16 protein-coding genes, 1 tRNA gene and 1 pseudogene are annotated in these 17,198 nt (G+C 63.4%); 11 read left to right on the top strand and 7 right to left on the bottom strand.

Going from position 1 to position 17,198, the window contains the following annotated elements:
• Window positions 1-6: 6 nt before the first annotated feature.
• Window positions 7-522, bottom strand: coding sequence for a hypothetical protein (locus Q352_RS0102745; RefSeq protein WP_028498021.1), 516 nt, complete (start codon window positions 520-522; stop codon window positions 7-9).
• Window positions 523-853: 331 nt separating this feature from the next.
• Here Q352_RS0102745 and Q352_RS19550 point away from each other — a divergent pair, with 331 nt between their 5' ends.
• Entirely contained in the window at window positions 854-2,605 is a 1,752-nt protein-coding gene (locus Q352_RS19550; RefSeq protein WP_051528633.1) for an autotransporter assembly complex protein TamA, read from the top strand.
• Complete coding sequence (locus Q352_RS0102735; RefSeq protein WP_028498020.1) at window positions 2,605-6,546, top strand: translocation/assembly module TamB domain-containing protein; 3,942 nt, start codon at window positions 2,605-2,607, stop codon at window positions 6,544-6,546. The genes Q352_RS19550 and Q352_RS0102735 overlap by 1 nt, the downstream gene beginning before the upstream one ends.
• A gap of 16 nt (window positions 6,547-6,562) precedes the next feature.
• Here the strand turns inward: Q352_RS0102735 and Q352_RS0102730 are convergent, their stop codons facing one another.
• The 6 genes and pseudogenes from Q352_RS0102730 to pstS form a co-directional block, all read right to left on the bottom strand.
• Entirely contained in the window at window positions 6,563-6,868 is a 306-nt protein-coding gene (locus Q352_RS0102730; protein WP_028498019.1) for a helix-turn-helix domain-containing protein, read from the bottom strand.
• Window positions 6,849-7,235: pseudogene (locus Q352_RS22615) on the bottom strand (type II toxin-antitoxin system RelE/ParE family toxin). The gene Q352_RS0102730 and the pseudogene Q352_RS22615 overlap by 20 nt, the downstream one beginning before the upstream one ends.
• Window positions 7,236-7,389: 154 nt before the next feature.
• Window positions 7,390-8,157, bottom strand: a complete 768-nt coding sequence (gene pstB / locus Q352_RS0102725) for a phosphate ABC transporter ATP-binding protein PstB (RefSeq protein WP_028498018.1) — start codon at window positions 8,155-8,157, stop codon at window positions 7,390-7,392.
• Between the two features lie 14 nt (window positions 8,158-8,171).
• The gene (gene pstA, locus Q352_RS19545) at window positions 8,172-9,017 is read right to left on the bottom strand and encodes a phosphate ABC transporter permease PstA (protein WP_036385077.1); all 846 of its coding nucleotides are present in this window, start codon (window positions 9,015-9,017) and stop codon (window positions 8,172-8,174) included.
• A 16-nt stretch (window positions 9,018-9,033) separates the two neighbouring features.
• Window positions 9,034-9,996 carry a phosphate ABC transporter permease subunit PstC gene (gene pstC, locus Q352_RS0102715; RefSeq protein ID WP_028498017.1) on the bottom strand — a complete coding sequence of 321 codons (963 nt, stop codon included), beginning with the start codon at window positions 9,994-9,996 and terminating at the stop codon, window positions 9,034-9,036.
• Window positions 9,997-10,207: 211 nt separating this feature from the next.
• A complete protein-coding gene (gene pstS / locus Q352_RS0102710; RefSeq protein WP_028498016.1) occupies window positions 10,208-11,245 on the bottom strand; it encodes a phosphate ABC transporter substrate-binding protein PstS in 1,038 nt (345 codons plus the stop codon).
• A gap of 200 nt (window positions 11,246-11,445) precedes the next feature.
• Here pstS and tpiA point away from each other — a divergent pair, with 200 nt between their 5' ends.
• From tpiA to nuoF, 9 genes are all read left to right on the top strand, one after another.
• A complete protein-coding gene (gene tpiA / locus Q352_RS0102705) occupies window positions 11,446-12,189 on the top strand; it encodes a triose-phosphate isomerase (RefSeq protein ID WP_028498015.1) in 744 nt (247 codons plus the stop codon).
• 7 nt (window positions 12,190-12,196) lie between these two features.
• Window positions 12,197-12,556, top strand: a complete 360-nt coding sequence (gene secG / locus Q352_RS0102700) for a preprotein translocase subunit SecG (RefSeq protein WP_028498014.1) — start codon at window positions 12,197-12,199, stop codon at window positions 12,554-12,556.
• Between the two features lie 14 nt (window positions 12,557-12,570).
• Window positions 12,571-12,656: transfer RNA gene (locus Q352_RS0102695), tRNA-Leu, on the top strand.
• A gap of 74 nt (window positions 12,657-12,730) precedes the next feature.
• On the top strand, window positions 12,731-13,087 hold the full coding sequence (locus tag Q352_RS0102690; protein ID WP_028498013.1) for an NADH-quinone oxidoreductase subunit A: 357 nt from the start codon (window positions 12,731-12,733) through the stop codon (window positions 13,085-13,087).
• Window positions 13,078-13,554 (top strand): NuoB/complex I 20 kDa subunit family protein, encoded by a 477-nt coding sequence (locus Q352_RS0102685; RefSeq protein WP_028498012.1) that lies wholly within the window; start codon window positions 13,078-13,080, stop codon window positions 13,552-13,554. The genes Q352_RS0102690 and Q352_RS0102685 overlap by 10 nt, the downstream gene beginning before the upstream one ends.
• Before the next feature lie 13 nt (window positions 13,555-13,567).
• Window positions 13,568-14,155 carry an NADH-quinone oxidoreductase subunit C gene (locus Q352_RS0102680; protein ID WP_028498011.1) on the top strand — a complete coding sequence of 196 codons (588 nt, stop codon included), beginning with the start codon at window positions 13,568-13,570 and terminating at the stop codon, window positions 14,153-14,155.
• Complete coding sequence (locus tag Q352_RS0102675; protein ID WP_028498010.1) at window positions 14,148-15,401, top strand: NADH-quinone oxidoreductase subunit D; 1,254 nt, start codon at window positions 14,148-14,150, stop codon at window positions 15,399-15,401. Before Q352_RS0102680 ends, Q352_RS0102675 begins: the two co-directional genes overlap by 8 nt.
• Window positions 15,401-15,901: an NADH-quinone oxidoreductase subunit NuoE gene (gene nuoE, locus Q352_RS0102670; protein WP_028498009.1), complete on the top strand. Its 501-nt coding sequence runs from the start codon at window positions 15,401-15,403 to the stop codon at window positions 15,899-15,901. Before Q352_RS0102675 ends, nuoE begins: the two co-directional genes overlap by 1 nt.
• A complete protein-coding gene (gene nuoF, locus Q352_RS0102665) occupies window positions 15,901-17,196 on the top strand; it encodes an NADH-quinone oxidoreductase subunit NuoF (RefSeq protein WP_028498008.1) in 1,296 nt (431 codons plus the stop codon). The genes nuoE and nuoF overlap by 1 nt, the downstream gene beginning before the upstream one ends.
• The last annotated feature ends 2 nt before the right edge of the window (window positions 17,197-17,198 follow it).

Raw genomic sequence — 17,198 nt, 5'->3', positions numbered from 1 at the left:
GGAAAATCAGCGGGTCAGGCGGGTGCGGCCGGCTTCGAGCAGCGACAGGGCGTCGGCGGCATCGAAGGCCAGGGCGGCGGGGGGCAGGGCGTCAAGCGACAGCAGGTGGAAGGCTTCGCCTTCCGGCAGGTCGATACCGGCTGCGCTCAGGACGTCAATGACATCGAGGCGTTCGCATTCGTCGGCCGGCAGGCCGCCGGCGACCAGCGAGGCTGCGGCCAGGCGGGCGGTGGCCGGTGCCAGGCCGGGCAGGCGGGCGCGCAGGGTATGGGTCAGCGTGTACAGCTCGGGCAGGCGGCTGGTTGCGGCCAGTGCATGGTGATCCGGCTGGTGCAGACCAAGGGTAATCAGGTGGGTGACGGTGCCGAGCAGACGGGCGCGGCACTCGCTGACGCGGTCAGGGGCCTGGTCAAGAAACGCGGCATCGTCGATCAGGACGGTGCGGGCCGGATTGGCACGTAATCGGGACAGGGCCTGCGGTGTTGCCGGCGTCATCAGCCGGGTGAGGATGGGGTCGGTCATGGCGTGCTCCACTTCGGTTTTTGTGAACCGCGCGGTCTGGAGTATTCGCCACTGCCTGAAAACACGAACGCCGCCTGACCGCGGCGGCATTCATGTCGGTTAAATCTGTTGCTCGTGACTTAACGCGGTAGCCGCCCCGGGGAGGTGCGGTACCAATAAAAGGAATAGGTCTGGAAAGTCACGGAGTTCATGACACCCAGTGTGGTCGAAGGCGCAACCCGCTGTCAAGCCGGAATTGCGTACGCTATCTGGCCCGGGATTGCGCCGTGTCTTTGACCGCTTGGCCATCGGCCTGTATTTTTAGCTATCCTGCCACTTCCCTTTCCTGCGCATGGCACGATCGCCGATTCCCCTTTTTGTCGTTTCGCTCGTCCTGGCCGTGCCGGCAGTCGCCGCGCCGGTGTACGAGGTCGCCGTCACGGCCCCGGGTGATGTCCGCGATCTGCTGGCCGAGCATCTCGACGTCATGAAATGGCGTGAATACGACGATATGACGCCCGAACAGCTCGAACGGCTGTACCAGGCAATGCCGGCTGATGCGAAGGACCTGCTGTCGACTCGTGGCTATTTCAACCCCCGGATCGAGACGGCCTTCACCCCGGCCAGCGGCAGTACGCCGGCCGAGATCACCCTGACGGTCGAGCCGGGCGAGCCGGTCGTCATCGACAAGGTCGACCTGCGTCTCGACGGCCCGATCCGCAATGACGACGATATCGAGCGCCGCGAGCGCCGCGCCCTGCGGGCATGGACACTGAAGGAAGGCGAAACTTTCAGCCAGCCCGGCTGGGACGGTTCGAAAAAGGCCGCGTTGCTGACCCTGCTGGCAGACCGCTATCCGACGGCAAAGCTGGCGGAAAGCCGGGCGGTGGTCGACCCGGGTACCGACAAGGCGCAACTGTCCGCACATTACGACAGCGGGCCGCGCTATGCGCTTGGCGCGCTGTCGGTCACCGGACTCAACAGCTACCCGCGCCAGATCGTCGAACGACTGGCCGGCTTCTCCGAAGGGGACCCGTACCGGCAGCAGACCCTGCTCGATTTCCAGACCCGGCTGCAGAACACCCCGTATTTCGCCAGTGTCTTCGTTCGTGCCGATCTGGACCCGGCCACCGCCGATGCGGCGCCGGTCAATGTCGATGTGGTCGAGGGACCGCAGCAGAAAGTCAGCTTTGGTCTTGGCTACAGTACCGACTCCGGCGAGCGCGGCGAAATGAATTATCGGCACGTGAATGTGCTCGATCGCGGCTGGATCTTCGATGCCGGCGCGCGGCTGGAACGTGACAAGCAGTCGGCTGGCGTGCAACTGGCGTTGCCGCTGGACGAGAAGCTGTACACCTGGGGCGGCTTTGCCCGCTATGAACATGAAGACGCGAACAATCTGACCACCGATCTGTATCGCTATGGCGTCAGCCGTTCGCGTACCAGCAGGGATATCGATCGCAGCATTTCCCTGACCTACGTCGGCGAACGGGCCTCGATCGACAGCGAACCAGGCAGCAATTACCGCGAAGCGCTGATGCTGGGCTGGGCCTGGACAAGGCGCGACCTCGACAATCCGCTGAATCCGCGCCGGGGTTATGCATGGCGGGTCGAGCTGGCCGGGGCGGTTGAGGGGGTACTGACCGATACCTCGTTCATCCGCAGCTACGGCAAGGGCGCGTGGTACCTGCCGCTGGGCAAGAAGATGGGGCGCATGATCCTGCGTGGCGAAGTCGGTCAGGTCTTTGCCCGGGACGGCAACGACGTGCCCAACGACGTGCTGTTCCGTACCGGTGGCTCCGGCTCGGTACGCGGCTACGGTTATCAGGATCTCGGCGTCAAGGAAGGCAATGCCATCGTGGGCGGACGGGTGCTGGGCGTGGTCAGTGCCGAGTACCAGTATCCGGTGATCAAGGACTGGGCCGCCGCCGTCTTTGCCGATGCCGGCAACGCGGCCGAAAACTGGCAGAATTTCGACGTTGCCGTCGGCTATGGCGTTGGCGCGCGCTGGAGCAGCCCGGTCGGACCGCTGGCTCTCGACCTGGCCTATGGCCAGCGTGACGCCAGGATCCGGCTCCACTTCTCGCTGGACATGAGCTTCTGATGCCGACCCTTCCGCCGCCGCCCCCGACCGAATCCCCGGCAGCCGCGCCTGCCCGGCGCCGCCGTCTCTGGCCGTGGCTGCTGGGTGCCATTGCCGTATTGCTGGTGCTGCCGCCGTTGCTGGTGGCCGGACTGGCGTTCAGTGCCCGCGACAGTGCCGGCCTGCAGCGTCTGGCCGGCTGGGCCAGCCGCCTGTCCGGCGACACGCTGTCGATCGGCGGTGCACAGGGCGACTTGCTGTCGCGCTTTACCCTGACCGATATCCGGGTCCACACCCGCTACACCGACGTCGACCTGAGCCGGTTGACGCTGGACTGGCAGCCTCGCGCGCTGTGGCAGCGCGAGTTGCGGATCGACACGCTGGCGCTGGGAGCGCTGAAGCTGGACCTGCGGCCCAGCCCGGACGAACCGCCGAGCCCGCCGCCGGCGTCGCTGACCCTGCCGCTGGGCGTCAGCCTGCAATCGTTCACCCTGAAGTCGCTGGCGCTGTCGTCGACCGCTGCCCCGGTCATGAGCCAGCTGTCACTGCGGCTGGACAGTGATGGCCGGCGTCACCGGCTGGTGATTGATACGCTGAGCACGCCATGGGCGCAGGCGCATGGTGAAGCCACGCTGGATGGTCGCAAGCCGTTTGCGCTGACGGCCAGCCTGTTTGCCCTGGGCCAGGTGCCGGCGCCGGTGGAAAAACCGATCGACACGCGGCTGGCACTGACCGGCTCGCTGACCGAGCTGCATGTCGGCGGCGCGTTTGCCGCCGGCAGTGCCAGTGGTTCGCTGGTGGCCACCCTGGCCCCGTTCGCCACCCTGCCGTACCAGCGCGTGCGCCAGGTCCAGCTGGGGGTCGATCATCTCGACCTGGCCGAATTCCTGGCCAGCGCACCGCACAGTCTGCTGACGCTGGCGGCCGATATCGCGCCGCAACCGGGCAAGTTGCGCGCGGCAGGCCGCATGACGCTGACCAATGCGCAGCCGGGTTCGTTTTCTGCGCAACGGCTGCCGCTGAGTTCGGCGGGGCTGGCATTCACCATTGATGCACAGTCGCTGCAGCTGCAGCCGAGCCATGTCGATGCTGCCGGGGGCCGGATCACGCTTGGCGGTGGCATTCGCGAGCAGAAGCTGGCGCTCGATGTCTCGCTGGCCGGCATTGATGCCGCCGAAGTGGTCGACAGTTATCGCAGCGCGATCGACGGCACCCTGTCACTGCGCGGCACCCTGTCCGAACCGGCCATGCGCGCAGCGCTGCGAGACGGGCTGCGCCGGCTGGACATGGAGGTGGCGCTGAGCGGCATCGGTGCCGCGCGTCAGCTGCGGATTCCGAAAATTGCCTTCCATGAAGGCAACAGCCGGCTCGATGCCAGCGGGCAGCTGTCGCTGGTTGACGATCAGCGCTTCACTGCCAGGGCGGCCATGGCGCATCTGGACCTGTCACGTTACTCGCCTGCAGTCCCGCAAACCGACCTGAACGCCCGATTGAATGTCGATGGCGCCATCACGCCGCTGACACTGAAGCTTGCCCTCGACCTGCTCGACAGCCGGCTGGCTGGCGAGTCGCTGACCGGCAAGGGCAAGCTGACCTGGCAGGATGCCCGCCTGTCCGATGTCGATATCGGCCTGCTGGCTGCCGGCAACCGGCTGGCGGCCAAGGGGGCCTTCGGTCGCCGGGGTGACGTGCTGGACTTCCGCCTCGACGCGCCACGTCTGGCCTCGTTCGGCAAGGGCTTTGCCGGCAAGGCGCAGGGGCAGGGCCGGCTGGTTGGCACACTGGATGCGCCGCAAGTCGATGCCACGCTGAAAGCCGACGGCGTCGCCACCCCGTTCGGCATCGGCGTGCGCCATCTGGACCTGAGCGCCAAAGTGGCGCGGGCGGCCACGGCGCCGTTGCTGCTCAAGCTGAATGCCGCCGGTATCGAGGCGGCTGGCCAGCGCATCGACAGTGCCACGATCGACCTGGACGGCAGCCGGCTGGTGCACCGGCTGCGCGCCGCCGTGCGCGGCCGGATTGCCGATCAGCAACTGGATGCCATGCTGGCCCTGCGCGGCGGACTGGACGACAAGGCGCTGCGCTGGCGTGGCCGGGTCGAACAACTGGAAAACCGGGGCAGCTGGCGTCTGGCACTGGCCGCGCCGGCCGAGCTGGACCTGGCCGCCGACCAGGGGCATATCGGGCGTCTGCAGATCGGCGTGCTCGATGCACGGCTGGACCTGGCCGAAACGCGCTGGGCGCCCGGTGGCGTTATTGTCAGCCGGGGCTCGGCGACACGGGTCGACGTCGGCCAGTGGCTGGGCAAGTTGCCGTCACCGCCGCCGGTACGGACCGATCTGGTGCTGGGCGCCGACTGGGATATCCGCATTGCCGAGCGACTGCAGGGACGCTTCCGCATCGAACGCAGCGCGGGCGACCTGACCGTGACAGATCGTGATCTGGCGCGACCGATCGCGCTGGCACTCAGCGCCGCGCGTCTGGATGGCGAGCTGGCTGGCGACCGGATCCAGGCCCGGGCCTCGCTGCGGTCGACCCAGTTCGGTCAGGCCGATCTGGAAGCCACAAGCCGGGTGCCGCGCCGTGACGGCGTCTGGCGCTGGGCCGAGATGGGCATGCCCGATTACCACCTGAGCGCCAATATGCCGTCCCTGAAATGGGCCAGCGTGTTCGCCGGCCCGACGTCCACCGTCGATGGCCGGCTGGCGCTGGATCTGCGCGCGAGCGGCAGCGGCAAGGCGCGACGGCTGAGCGGCAGCTTTGATGGCGCCGGTCTCAGTTACCGCGATGCCGAGCTGGGCGTGGCGGCGCGCGATGGCCAGTTCCATGTCACGCTGGCCGATCGTCGCCTGCTGCTGTCCGGGCTGGAGTTCACCGGTGGCCGCGGCAAGATGACTGGTTCCGGCTGGCTGGGTTTCAGCGAGCGGGAACTGTCCGAAGGGCTGCTGGCGCTGCAGTTCGAGCACTTTGACGCGCTGGCGCGACCGGAACGCAACCTGACCGTGTCCGGCGGGCTGCAGGCCCGGCTGGAACCGCGCGGGGTGGTGATCGACGGCAAGCTGAATGTCGACAAGGGGCGGATTGACATTCCGAAGGGCGACAAGCCGAAACTCGGTGATGACGTGATCGTGGTCGGGCGCACCGAGGCCGAAGCCCGCAAGCGCAAGACCTATCCGTACTTCCTGGACGTGATGATCGACCTCGGCAGCCGGCTCAAACTGTCCGGGCGCGGGCTGAATGCCTCGCTGGGTGGAGCGATCCGGGTGCGGGCAACGCCGACCGAGCCGCTGGCGGCGACCGGCGCCGTGCGGGTGACCGAGGGCGCCTATCGCGCCTATGGCCAGAACCTGAGCATCGACCATGGCGTCGTGACCTTCCAGGGGCCGATCGACAATCCGGGCCTGGATATTCTTGCCGTGCGCAAGGGGCTGGCGGTCGAAGCCGGGGTGCAGGTGTCCGGCACGGTCAACCGGCCGCTGGTGCGGCTGGTCTCCAGCCCGAACGTGTCCGATACCGAGAAACTGGCGTGGCTGGTACTTGGCAAGCCGACGCTGAGCGGCGGCAGTGAGGATGCCGATGTGCTGTTCACCGCCGCCAGCGTGCTGCTGTCCGATGCCGATGCGGTGCCGGTGCAGCAGCAGATTGCCAACGCGGTCGGCCTGGACGAGATTTCGGTCTCAAGCCGGACCACGTCGTCGACCACCGGCAGCACCGGCGGCTTCTCGTACCGCGGCGGCGAATCGGACTCGGTGACGACCCAGGTGGTGACACTCGGCAAGCGCCTGTCCGACAAGCTGTACCTGAGCTACGAGCAGGGGCTGGCCGATGCGACCCAGACGGTGAAACTGACCTACCAGTTGTCGCGCCGCTGGTCCGCCGTGGCGCGGGCCGGTGACGACAATGCGCTGGATTTCTACTACACGCTGTTCTTCGACACGCCCAGCGGGGGCAAGGCACCATAGGCACCTGCCATTGCGATCAGGGAATGGCCTTGAGACCCTTGCTGGCGATGATGTTGAGCAGTTTGAGCGCCGGCCCGGCCGGCCGGGTCTCACCTTGCTCCCACTTGCGGACGGTCGATGTCGAGGTGTGCAGGTGATGTGCGAACACTGGCTGGCTGAATTTCAGCACCTCGCGCAGATGCCTGATGTCGCTGGCGCTGAACGCCTTCACCGGGGAGGGACAGATCGTGTCGAACTCGCGCATTGTCACCTTGCTGATTGCGCCCGCTGCGTGCAGCGCTTCCAGATCGCTGCGCAGTGATTCAATGATCTTGCTTGTCACAATGCACCTCCAGCAAAACGCCTGCCTGCAATGCCGTGGACAACGCGGCCGCAGGCAGCGCCAGGAATGTCTTGCCTGCGAACTGCAGGGCTTTTTTCTCACCCGACGTGATGTTTGCCGTGGCATTTTTCGGGAACCCGCGCAGGAACACGTAACGCGAGCCGATCCTTGCCGACAGCAGGGGGCGATAGCCTCCGCGCTTTCCTCCTCCGGCACGCGCAACGCGCTTTTTGAACAGTCAACCGCCGAGGTCTGCATCAATCAGGCCATTTTCCATTTCCGCGACTGCCTTGCATAAAGCCGAGTCAGAAAAGCCTTCTCCTGCCTGCCATCGTGCAAAATCCTTGCGTTTCAGAATGCCGGCCACCAGGCTGCACCTCTTTGGCCATACCCGTAGCGGGCAGGGTATGCCATGGTGTCAGGTGGCGGATAACGGCGCGGCCCCTGTGTTGCAAGAGAGGTCCTCACAGGCATGAAAAAACCGGCCTGCGGGGCCGGCTGGAGTGCGAAGCCGCGGGTCGTCAGCCGAACTTGCCGGTAATGTAGTCTTCGGTCGCCTTCTGCTTCGGCGTGGTGAAGATCGAATCGGTGTGGCCGAACTCGATCAGCTCGCCGAGATACATATAGGCCGTGTAGTCCGACACCCGGGCCGCCTGCTGCATGTTGTGGGTGACGATGGCGATGGTGTAGTTCTCTTTCAGCTCGTGCACCAGTTCCTCGATCTGCGCAGTCGAGATCGGGTCGAGCGCCGAGGTCGGTTCGTCGAGCAGCAGCACTTCCGGCTTCGAGGCGACCGCGCGGGCGATGCACAGCCGCTGCTGCTGGCCGCCGGACAGCGAGTTGCCGGACTGGTTCAGCTTGTCCTTCACCTCTTCCCAGATGGCCGCCTTGCGCAGCGCCCATTCGACCCGTTCGTCCAGCTCGCTCTTGTTCATCCGCTCGTACAGCTTCACGCCGAAGGCCACATTGTCGTAGATCGACATCGGGAACGGAGTCGGCTTCTGGAACACCATGCCGACCTTGGCGCGCAGCAGGTTCACGTCGATATCGCTGGCCAGCAGGTTCTTGCCGTCGAGCAGGATTTCCCCTTCGGCGCGCAGGCCGGGATACAGCTCGAACATGCGGTTGAAAGTGCGCAGCAGGGTCGACTTGCCGCAGCCGGACGGGCCGATGAACGCAGTGACCTTGCCCTCGGGGATGGTCATGTCGATATGCTTCAGCGCGTGGAAGGCACCGTAGTAGAAGTTCAGGTCCTTGACCTGGAGCTTGATGGTATTGCTGTCGATCATGGTATTTCGGGGCCTTATTTCAATGCGTTCTTGCTGCCGAGTACGCGGGCGACGATGTTGAGGGCGAGGACGCTGAAGGTGATCAGCAGCGCGCCGGCCCAGGCCAGCGTGTGCCAGTCCTCGTACGGGCTCATGGCGAACTGGAAGATCACGATCGGCAGGTTGGCCATCGGCGCATTCATGTTCGAATTCCAGAACTGGTTGTTCAGCGCGGTGAACAGCAGCGGAGCGGTTTCGCCGGAGATGCGGGCAATCGCCAGCAGAATGCCGGTCAGCACCCCGGTCTTCGACGCGCGCAGCGTGACCTGCATGATGATCTTCCACTGCGGGGCACCCAGTGCCGCTGCCGCCTCGCGCAGGCTGTTCGGCACCAGACGCAGCATGTTCTCGGTGGTGCGGACCACAACCGGGATCACCAGCAGCGCCAGCGCCAGCGAGCCGGCCCAGCCCGAGAAGTGGCCGACACTGACGACGTACACCTCGTAGATGAACAGGCCGATGACGATGGACGGTGCCGACAGCAGAATGTCATTGATGAAGCGCGTCGCCGGAGCCAGCCAGCCACGGGTGCCGAATTCGGCCAGATAGACCCCGGCCAGAATGCCGATCGGCGTGCCGATCAGCGTGCCGAAGAAAGTCATCAGCAGGCTGCCGTAGATGGCGTTGGCCAGGCCGCCGGTCGAACCCGGTGGCGGCGTGACCTTGGTGAAGGTGTCCAGCGTGATGCCGGCCAGCCCGTGCGACAGCAGCGTGTAGAGAATCCAGGCCAGCCAGAACAGGCCGAAGGCGACGGTCGCCATCGACATGGCCAGATTGAACAGGTTCAGCAGGCGGCGACGTTGATAGAGCGCTTTGTTCATGGGATATCGCTCCGGATCAGCTTTGCTTGCCTTCGGACTGCTTGAGCTTCAGCAACAGCAGTTTCGAGCAACCGAGCACGACGAAAGTGATGAAGAACAGGATCAGACCGAGTTCAATCAGCGAGGACAGGTAGAGCTCGCCATCGGCTTCGGCGAATTCGTTGGCCAGCGCCGAGGCAATCGAGTTGCTGGCTTCGAACAGGGCCGGGGAGATCTGGTACGCATTGCCGATGACGAAAGTCACCGCCATGGTCTCGCCGAGCGCGCGGCCGAGGCCGAGCATGATGCCGCCAATGACACCGGTCTTGGTATACGGCAGCACGACGTAGCGGACGACTTCCCAGGTGGTGGCGCCGAGGCCGTAGGCCGATTCCTTCAGCATGGGGGGCACCACCTCGAACACGTCACGCATGACCGAGGCGATAAACGGGATCACCATGATGCCGAGGATCAGGCCGGCGGTGAAAATGCCGATACCCATCGGCGGTCCCTGGAACAGCGCACCGATGATCGGGATCGGGCCGAGATGGTCCAGCATCCAGGGCTGGATGTGCTCGGCGAAGAACGGGGCGAACACGAACAGGCCCCACATGCCGTAGATGATCGACGGAATGCCGGCCAGCAGTTCGATGGCGATGCCGAGCGGGCGCTTGAATGCAGCCGGGCACAGCTCGGTCAGGAACAGGGCGATGCCGAAACTGACCGGTACGCCGATCAGCAGGGCGATGGAGGAGGTGACCAGCGTGCCAAAAATCGGCACCAGTGCGCCGAACTCCTCGTTGACCGGGTCCCAGGTGCGGCTGGTCAGAAAGCCGAGGCCGAACTTGTCGATCGACGGCATGGCGCCGATGACCAGCGACAGCAGAATGCCGAGCAGCAGGGCCAGGACCAGAAAGGCGAAAAATCGGGTGGCGGTGCGGAAGACCAGATCCAGCCGCCGTTGGGTGGCCAGCTGGCGTTCGAATTGGCTGAGGTCCATAGGGTTCTCAAAGAGCCTGTCATCAGGTTGGACGGAAGCCGCACAGGGCCCGCGGGCCGAGGCAACAGGGCGGAACCGGCTCCGCGACGGGCGCGGGGTGTTGCAATCGGCAGAACAGTGCAGCGAAAAAGCCGGGAAGCATACCTCCCCGGCCCAGGCGGCTCAACGCGGCGCATGACGATGTGTCATCGGGCTGCGCCGCGTCCGGCGCTTACTTCCAGACCGGCTTGCCGGCAGCGTCAGTAATGTGGCTCTTCCAGCTGTCGCGGATCATCTTCTGGACATTGTCCGGCAGCGGGATGTAGTCGAGATCCAGCGCGATCTTGCCGCCGTTGCCATAGGCCCAGTCGAAGAACTTCAGCGCTTCGACCGACTGGGTCGGCTTGTCGGCCTTCTTGTGCATCAGGATGAAAGTGGCGCTGGTGATCGGCCACGAACCCTTGCCCGGCTGTTCGGTCAGGATCTGGTAGAAGCCGTCCTTCGGGCTCCAGGTGGCGTTGGCGGCGGCCGCCTTGAAGCTGTCTTCGCTCGGAACGACGAAGTGAGCGTCCTTGTTCTTCAGCGCGCCGTAGGAAATCTTGTTCTGCTTCGCATACGCGTATTCGACGTAGCCAATGCCACCCTTGATGCGGGTCACATAGTTGGCAACACCTTCGTTACCCTTGCCACCCACACCGATCGGCCAGTTGACGGCGGTGTTTTCGCCGACCTTCTGCTTCCACTCGCTGGAGACCTTGGACAGGTAGTTGGTCCAGACGAAAGTGGTGCCGGAGCCGTCAGAGCGACGTACCACGGTGATCACCTGGTCCGGCAGCTTCACGCTCGGGTTCAACTGGCGAATGGCCGGGTCATTCCACTTCTTGACCTTGCCCAGGTAGATGTCGGCCAGCAGCGGGCCGGTAAACTTGATCTGGCCGGCGGCGACGCCCGGCACGTTGAAGACCGGCACCACACCGCCGACCACGGTCGGGAACTGGGTCAGGCCTTCCTTTTCCAGTTCTTCGGGCTTCAGCGGCATGTCGGAGGCGCCGAAATCGACCGTCTTCGACTTGATCTGCTTGATGCCGCCACCGGAGCCGATCGACTGGTAGTTCATCGCGTTGCCGGTCTTGGCCTTGTAGGCTTCAGCCCATTTCGCGTACAGCGGGTAGGGGAAGGTGGCGCCGGCGCCAGTGATGTCGGCGGCGTAGGCGGTGGCGAAGCTGCTGGCAAGGGCGGCTGATGCGGCCAGGCGAATCGTCAGTTTCATCGGTTGAGCTCCCGTGGAGAACCAGGTTGAGGTGAAACGCATGGTAGGCGGTGGCCTTTTCAGAAATATTACAACTTTGTCGTCATGTGCAATGTGGAATGCCGCCGTCGCCCCGGCGCACTCTTTGCAAGCAGGGAGGGACTCATCTATATAATGCGCGGTTTACTGAATTTGCCTTTGATGCAGGAGAGATCGCAACGATGACCAAACTCGTGATCGGGAACTGGAAGATGAATGGCCGTCTGGCGAAGAATGCGGCGTTGCTGTCCGAACTTCTGGCCGACCCGGCATGCGACGCAGTCAACGTGGCGGTCGCGGTGCCGGCAGCCTATCTGGGGCAGGTCGGCGCCCTGCTGGCCGGCCGCAACATGGGGCTGGCGGCACAGGATGTCAGCCGTTTCGCGAACGACGGGGCCTTCACCGGCGAAACGTCCGCCGCGATGCTGGCCGATGTCGGCTGCCGCTATGTGCTGGTCGGCCATTCCGAACGGCGGCAGTACTTTGCCGAGTCGGCTACGACACTGACACAAAAACTGTTGTGCTGTTACGATGCGGGCATGCTTCCGGTGTATTGTGTCGGTGAGTCACTGGCGGATCGCCAGGCCGGTCATCCGGTCGAAACCGTGCTTGCGCAACTGGATGAAGTGGCTGATGCACTGCGTGGTCGCGAGTCGGTTCTGGTCGCGTACGAACCGGTCTGGGCGATCGGTACCGGACAGGTCGCAACGGTCGCCCAGGTGGCGGAAATGCATGAGGCAATACGGCGGAAACTCTTTGACATCGTCGGGGGTTCGTGTAACATCACGCTCCTTTACGGCGGGTCAGTCAAGGCTGATAACGTCGTGGAAATTTTCACGCTGCCGCAAGTAGATGGTGCATTGGTTGGCGGGGCATTTCTGGATCCGCTGCAGTGCAAAAATATTTGTCATGCGGCAGCTGAATAGATAGAATATGGAAATTCTTAAGACGCTGATTTGGATCGTTAATCTCATCTCGGCCTTCGCGGTAATCGTGCTGGTTTTGATGCAGCACGGCAAGGGCGCGGACATGGGTGCAGCTTTCGGGAGTGGGGCTTCCGGCAGCCTGTTCGGTGCGACCGGTTCTGCGAACTTCCTCAGTCGCACGACCGCCGTCCTTTCGACGATCTTTTTTGCGACGTGTTTGGCCCTTGTGCTGCTGTCGAGCGGCAGCAAGCAGCAAGACCTCGGTGTGATGGCCAAACCGATTGAACAGACTGTTGCGCCGTCGACTGCTCCGGCTGGCGCGACAAACAATCAGAATCCTGTGCAGAACGGAAAAATTCCGGACTGACAAGTTTTTCTGATGCCGACATGGTGGAATTGGTAGACACGCTATCTTGAGGGGGTAGTGGCCATAGGCTGTGTGAGTTCGAGTCTCACTGTCGGCACCAAAAATCAAAGCCGGATTGACCGGTGTGCAAATAAAGGGAGCCAGGCTCCCTTTTTTTTGGGGGTAACACGGGAAATGTTGGAGAACTACTTTCCCATCCTCATGTTCGTCATTATTGGCGTCGTGGTGGGTGTCGTTGCAATGCTTCTGGGCAAGCTGATCTCTCCCAGCCGTCCTGACCCGGAAAAAAACTCTCCTTACGAGTGCGGCTTCGAGGCGTTTGAAGACGCCCGCATGAAGTTCGATGTCCGCTACTACCTCGTGGCCATTCTTTTCATTCTGTTCGATCTCGAAATTGCTTTCCTGTTCCCGTGGGCCGTCGTGCTGCGGGAAATCGGCATGTTCGGCTTTGTCGCCATGCTGGTGTTCCTCGCGATTCTCGTGGTCGGTTTTATCTACGAGTGGAAAAAAGGAGCGCTGGAATGGGAATAGAAGGCGTACTGGAAAAGGGCTTCATCACCACGTCGGCCGACAAGGTCATCAACTGGACCCGCACCGGCTCTCTGTGGCCGATGACGTTCGGCCTGGCGTGCTGTGCTGTGGAAATGATGCAGGCCGGCGCGGCGCGCTACGACCTTGACCGTTTCGGCATCATCTTCCGGCCCAGTCCCCGCCAGAGCGACCTGATGATCGTCGCCGGCACCCTGTGCAACAAGATGGCTCCGGCCCTGCGCAAGGTGTACGACCAGATGGCCGAGCCGCGCTGGGTACTCTCCATGGGTTCCTGTGCCAATGGCGGCGGCTACTACCATTACTCGTACTCGGTGGTACGCGGTTGCGATCGCATCGTTCCCGTGGATGTTTACGTGCCCGGCTGTCCGCCGACGGCCGAAGCCTTGCTCTACGGCATCATTCAGCTGCAAAGCAAGATCAAACGTACCTGTACCATCGCCCGTTAAAAGGTAAACGCCCATGGCATCGTACCTGGACGCGTTGAAGGCGCAGACCGAATCGCTTCTTGGCGACCGGCTTGTGTCGGCGACCACTGCCCTCGGCGAGCTGACGCTCGTCTGCAAAGCCTCCTCCATCGTCGAATCCTGTCGCCTGCTGCGCGACGAAGCCGGTTTCGAACAGTGCATCGACCTGTGCGGGATGGATTACAGCACCTACAAGGACGGCGCCTACGACGGCGCCCGTTTCGCGGTCGTGCTCCACCTGCTGTCCGTCGCGCACAATCTGCGCGTTCGCGTGCGCTTCTTCGCTGAAGACGACAGTTTCCCGGTCGTGCCGTCGCTGGTCGACATCTGGCCGGGCCTCAACTGGTTCGAGCGCGAAGCGTTCGACCTGTTCGGCATCGTCTTTGACGGTCACCCGGACCTGCGCCGCATCCTGACCGACTACGGTTTCGTCGGCCACCCGTTCCGCAAGGACTTCCCGGTTTCCGGGCATGTGGAAATGCGCTACGACCCGACCGAAGGCCGCGTCATCTACCAGCCTGTGACCATCGAGCCGCGTGAAATCACGCCGCGCATCATCCGCGAGGAGAACTACGGTGGCTGAAATCCGTAACTACACGCTGAACTTCGGTCCGCAACACCCGGCCGCTCACGGCGTGCTGCGGCTGGTGCTCGAACTCGACGGCGAAGTCGTCATGCGTGCCGACCCGCACATCGGGCTTCTGCATCGCGGCACCGAGAAGCTGGCCGAACAGAAGACCTTCATCCAGAGCGTGCCGTACATGGACCGTCTCGACTATGTGTCGATGATGTGCAACGAGCACGCCTATGTGATGGCGATCGAAAAACTCATCGGGGTCGAGGTGCCGCTGCGCGCCCAGTACATCCGGGTGATGTTCGACGAAATCACGCGCATCCTGAACCATCTGCTGTGGATCGGCGCCCACGCGCTCGACATTGGCGCGATGACGCTGTTCCTGTACGCGTTCCGCGAACGCGAAGACCTGATGGACTGCTACGAAGCCGTCAGCGGCGCGCGGATGCACGCGGCGTACTACCGTCCGGGCGGCGTTTATCGCGACCTGCCGGACACGATGCCGCAGTACACTTTCTCCAAGCTTAAGAATGATCGCGAACTGGCACGCCTGAACGAAAATCGTCAGGGCAGCCTGCTCGACTTCATCGACGATTTCACCCGCCGCTTCCCGGCCTGTGTCGACGAATATGAAACGCTGCTGACCGACAACCGGATCTGGAAGCAGCGTACGGTCGGCATCGGCGTGGTATCGCCGGAGCGTGCACTGGCACTGGGCTTTACCGGTCCGATGCTGCGTGGCTCGGGCATCGCCTGGGACGTGCGCAAGAAGCAGCCGTACGAAGTCTACGATCGCATGGATTTCGACATCCCGATCGGCGTCAACGGCGACTGCTACGACCGCTACCTGGTCCGTATCGAAGAATTCCGTCAGTCGAACCGCATCATCAAGCAGTGCGTCGACTGGCTGCGCAAGAATCCGGGCCCGGTCATCACCGACGACCACAAGGTTGCGCCGCCGTCGCGCGAGTCGATGAAGACCAACATGGAAGAGCTGATTCACCACTTCAAGCTCTTCTCCGAAGGGATGCACGTGCCGGAAGGCGAAGCCTACTGCGGCATCGAGCACCCGAAGGGCGAGTTCGGCATCTATCTCGTTTCCGACGGCGCAAACAAACCCTATCGTCTGAAGATCCGCGCCCCCGGCTATGCGCATCTCGCCGGCATGGACGAAATGTCCACCGGCCACATGCTGGCCGACGTGGTGTCGATCATCGGCACGCAGGACATCGTATTCGGGGAGATTGACCGCTGATGTTGTCGCCAGAAGCCCTCAAGCAGATCGACCGCGAGGTCGCCAAATACCCGGCCGACCAGGCCCGTTCGGCCGTCATGTCGGCGCTGCGCATCGCGCAGACCGAGCGTCACGCCACCGGCAGCACGCCGGCGGAGCGCGCGCTGACCACCGAACTGATCGAGTTCGTTGCCGATTACCTCGGCATCCCGGCGGTCGCCGCCTACGAAGTCGCAACGTTCTACAACATGTATGACCTCAAGCCGGTCGGCAAGTACAAGCTGACCGTGTGCACCAACCTGCCCTGTGCGCTGTCGGGTGGTGTGGACACCGGCGACTACCTGAAGCACAAGCTCGGTATCGGTTATGGTGAGACCACCGCCGACGGCAAGTTCACGCTGGTGGAAGGGGAGTGCATGGGCGCCTGTGGCGACGCACCGGTCATGCTGGTGAACAACCACAAGATGTGCAGCTTCATGAATCGTGAAGCCATCGACAAGAAACTGGCGGAGTTCGAATAATGGCCGTCTACACTTCCGGCGTCATTTTCGACGGCGTGGACACCTCGGATCCGAACTGCTGGACGCTCGACGCGTATCTGCAGCGCGGCGGCTATGTCGCGCTGAAGAAGATCCTCGACAGCAAGATCCCGCAGGAAGACGTGATCGCCGAGGTCAAGGGATCCAACCTGCGCGGCCGTGGCGGCGCAGGTTTCCCGACCGGCCTCAAGTGGTCGTTCATGCCGCGCTCGTTCCCGGGCGACAAGTACCTGGTCTGCAACACTGACGAGGGCGAACCGGGCACGTTCAAGGACCGCGACATCCTGCGCTTCAATCCGCATGCGCTGATCGAGGGCATGATCATCGCCGGTTATGCGATGGGCGTGAAACGCGCGTACAACTACATCCACGGCGAAGTGTTCGAGGATTACCTGCGCTTTGAAGCCGCACTGGACCAGGCCCGCGCGGCCGGCCTGCTCGGCGACAACATCAACGGTTCCGATTTCTGCTTCGACCTGTTCGGTCACCACGGTTACGGCGCCTACATCTGTGGCGAGGAAACCGCGCTGCTCGAATCGCTGGAAGGCAAGAAGGGCCAGCCGCGCTTCAAGCCGCCGTTCCCGGCCAGCTTCGGCCTGTACGGCAAGCCGACCACGATCAACAACACCGAATCGTTCGCGTCGGTGCCGTTCATCATGCGCGACGGCGGGCAGAACTTCCTCGACAAGGGCAAGCCGAACAACGGTGGCACCAAGCTGTTCTCGGTATCCGGCCACGTCAACCGCCCCGGCAACTACGAAGTCCCGCTCGGCACGCCGTTCGCCGAACTGCTGGAAATGGCCGGCGGCATGCGCGATGGCAAGAAGCTCAAGGCGGTGATCCCGGGTGGTTCGTCCGCTCCGGTGCTGCCGGCCGAGATCATGATGAACTGCACGATGGACTACGACGCGATCGCCAAGGCGGGATCGATGCTCGGTTCCGGCGCGGTCATCGTCATGAACGAGGACGTGTGCATGGTCCGGGCGCTCGAGCGTCTGGCCTATTTCTACCACGAGGAATCGTGCGGCCAGTGCACACCGTGCCGTGAAGGCACCGGCTGGCTCTACCGCGTGATTCATCGCATCGCCAACGGCGAAGGCCGTCCGGGCGATCTTGAATTGCTCGATTCGGTCGGCAACAACATGGCAGGTCGCACCATCTGTGCGCTGGCCGATGCCGCCGTGTTCCCTGTTCGCAGTTTCACCAAGCACTTCCGCAATGAGTTCGAGTACCTGATCGAACACAAGAAGCCGCTGGTGAATCACAAATGGTGTTGAGC

Origin of the sequence: Microvirgula aerodenitrificans DSM 15089 (genome assembly GCF_000620105.1) — a bacterium.
Lineage (GTDB): Bacteria > Pseudomonadota > Gammaproteobacteria > Burkholderiales > Aquaspirillaceae > Microvirgula > Microvirgula aerodenitrificans.
Note: the sequence above shows the minus strand (reverse complement) of the source record. Positions and strands in the feature narration are given on the sequence as shown.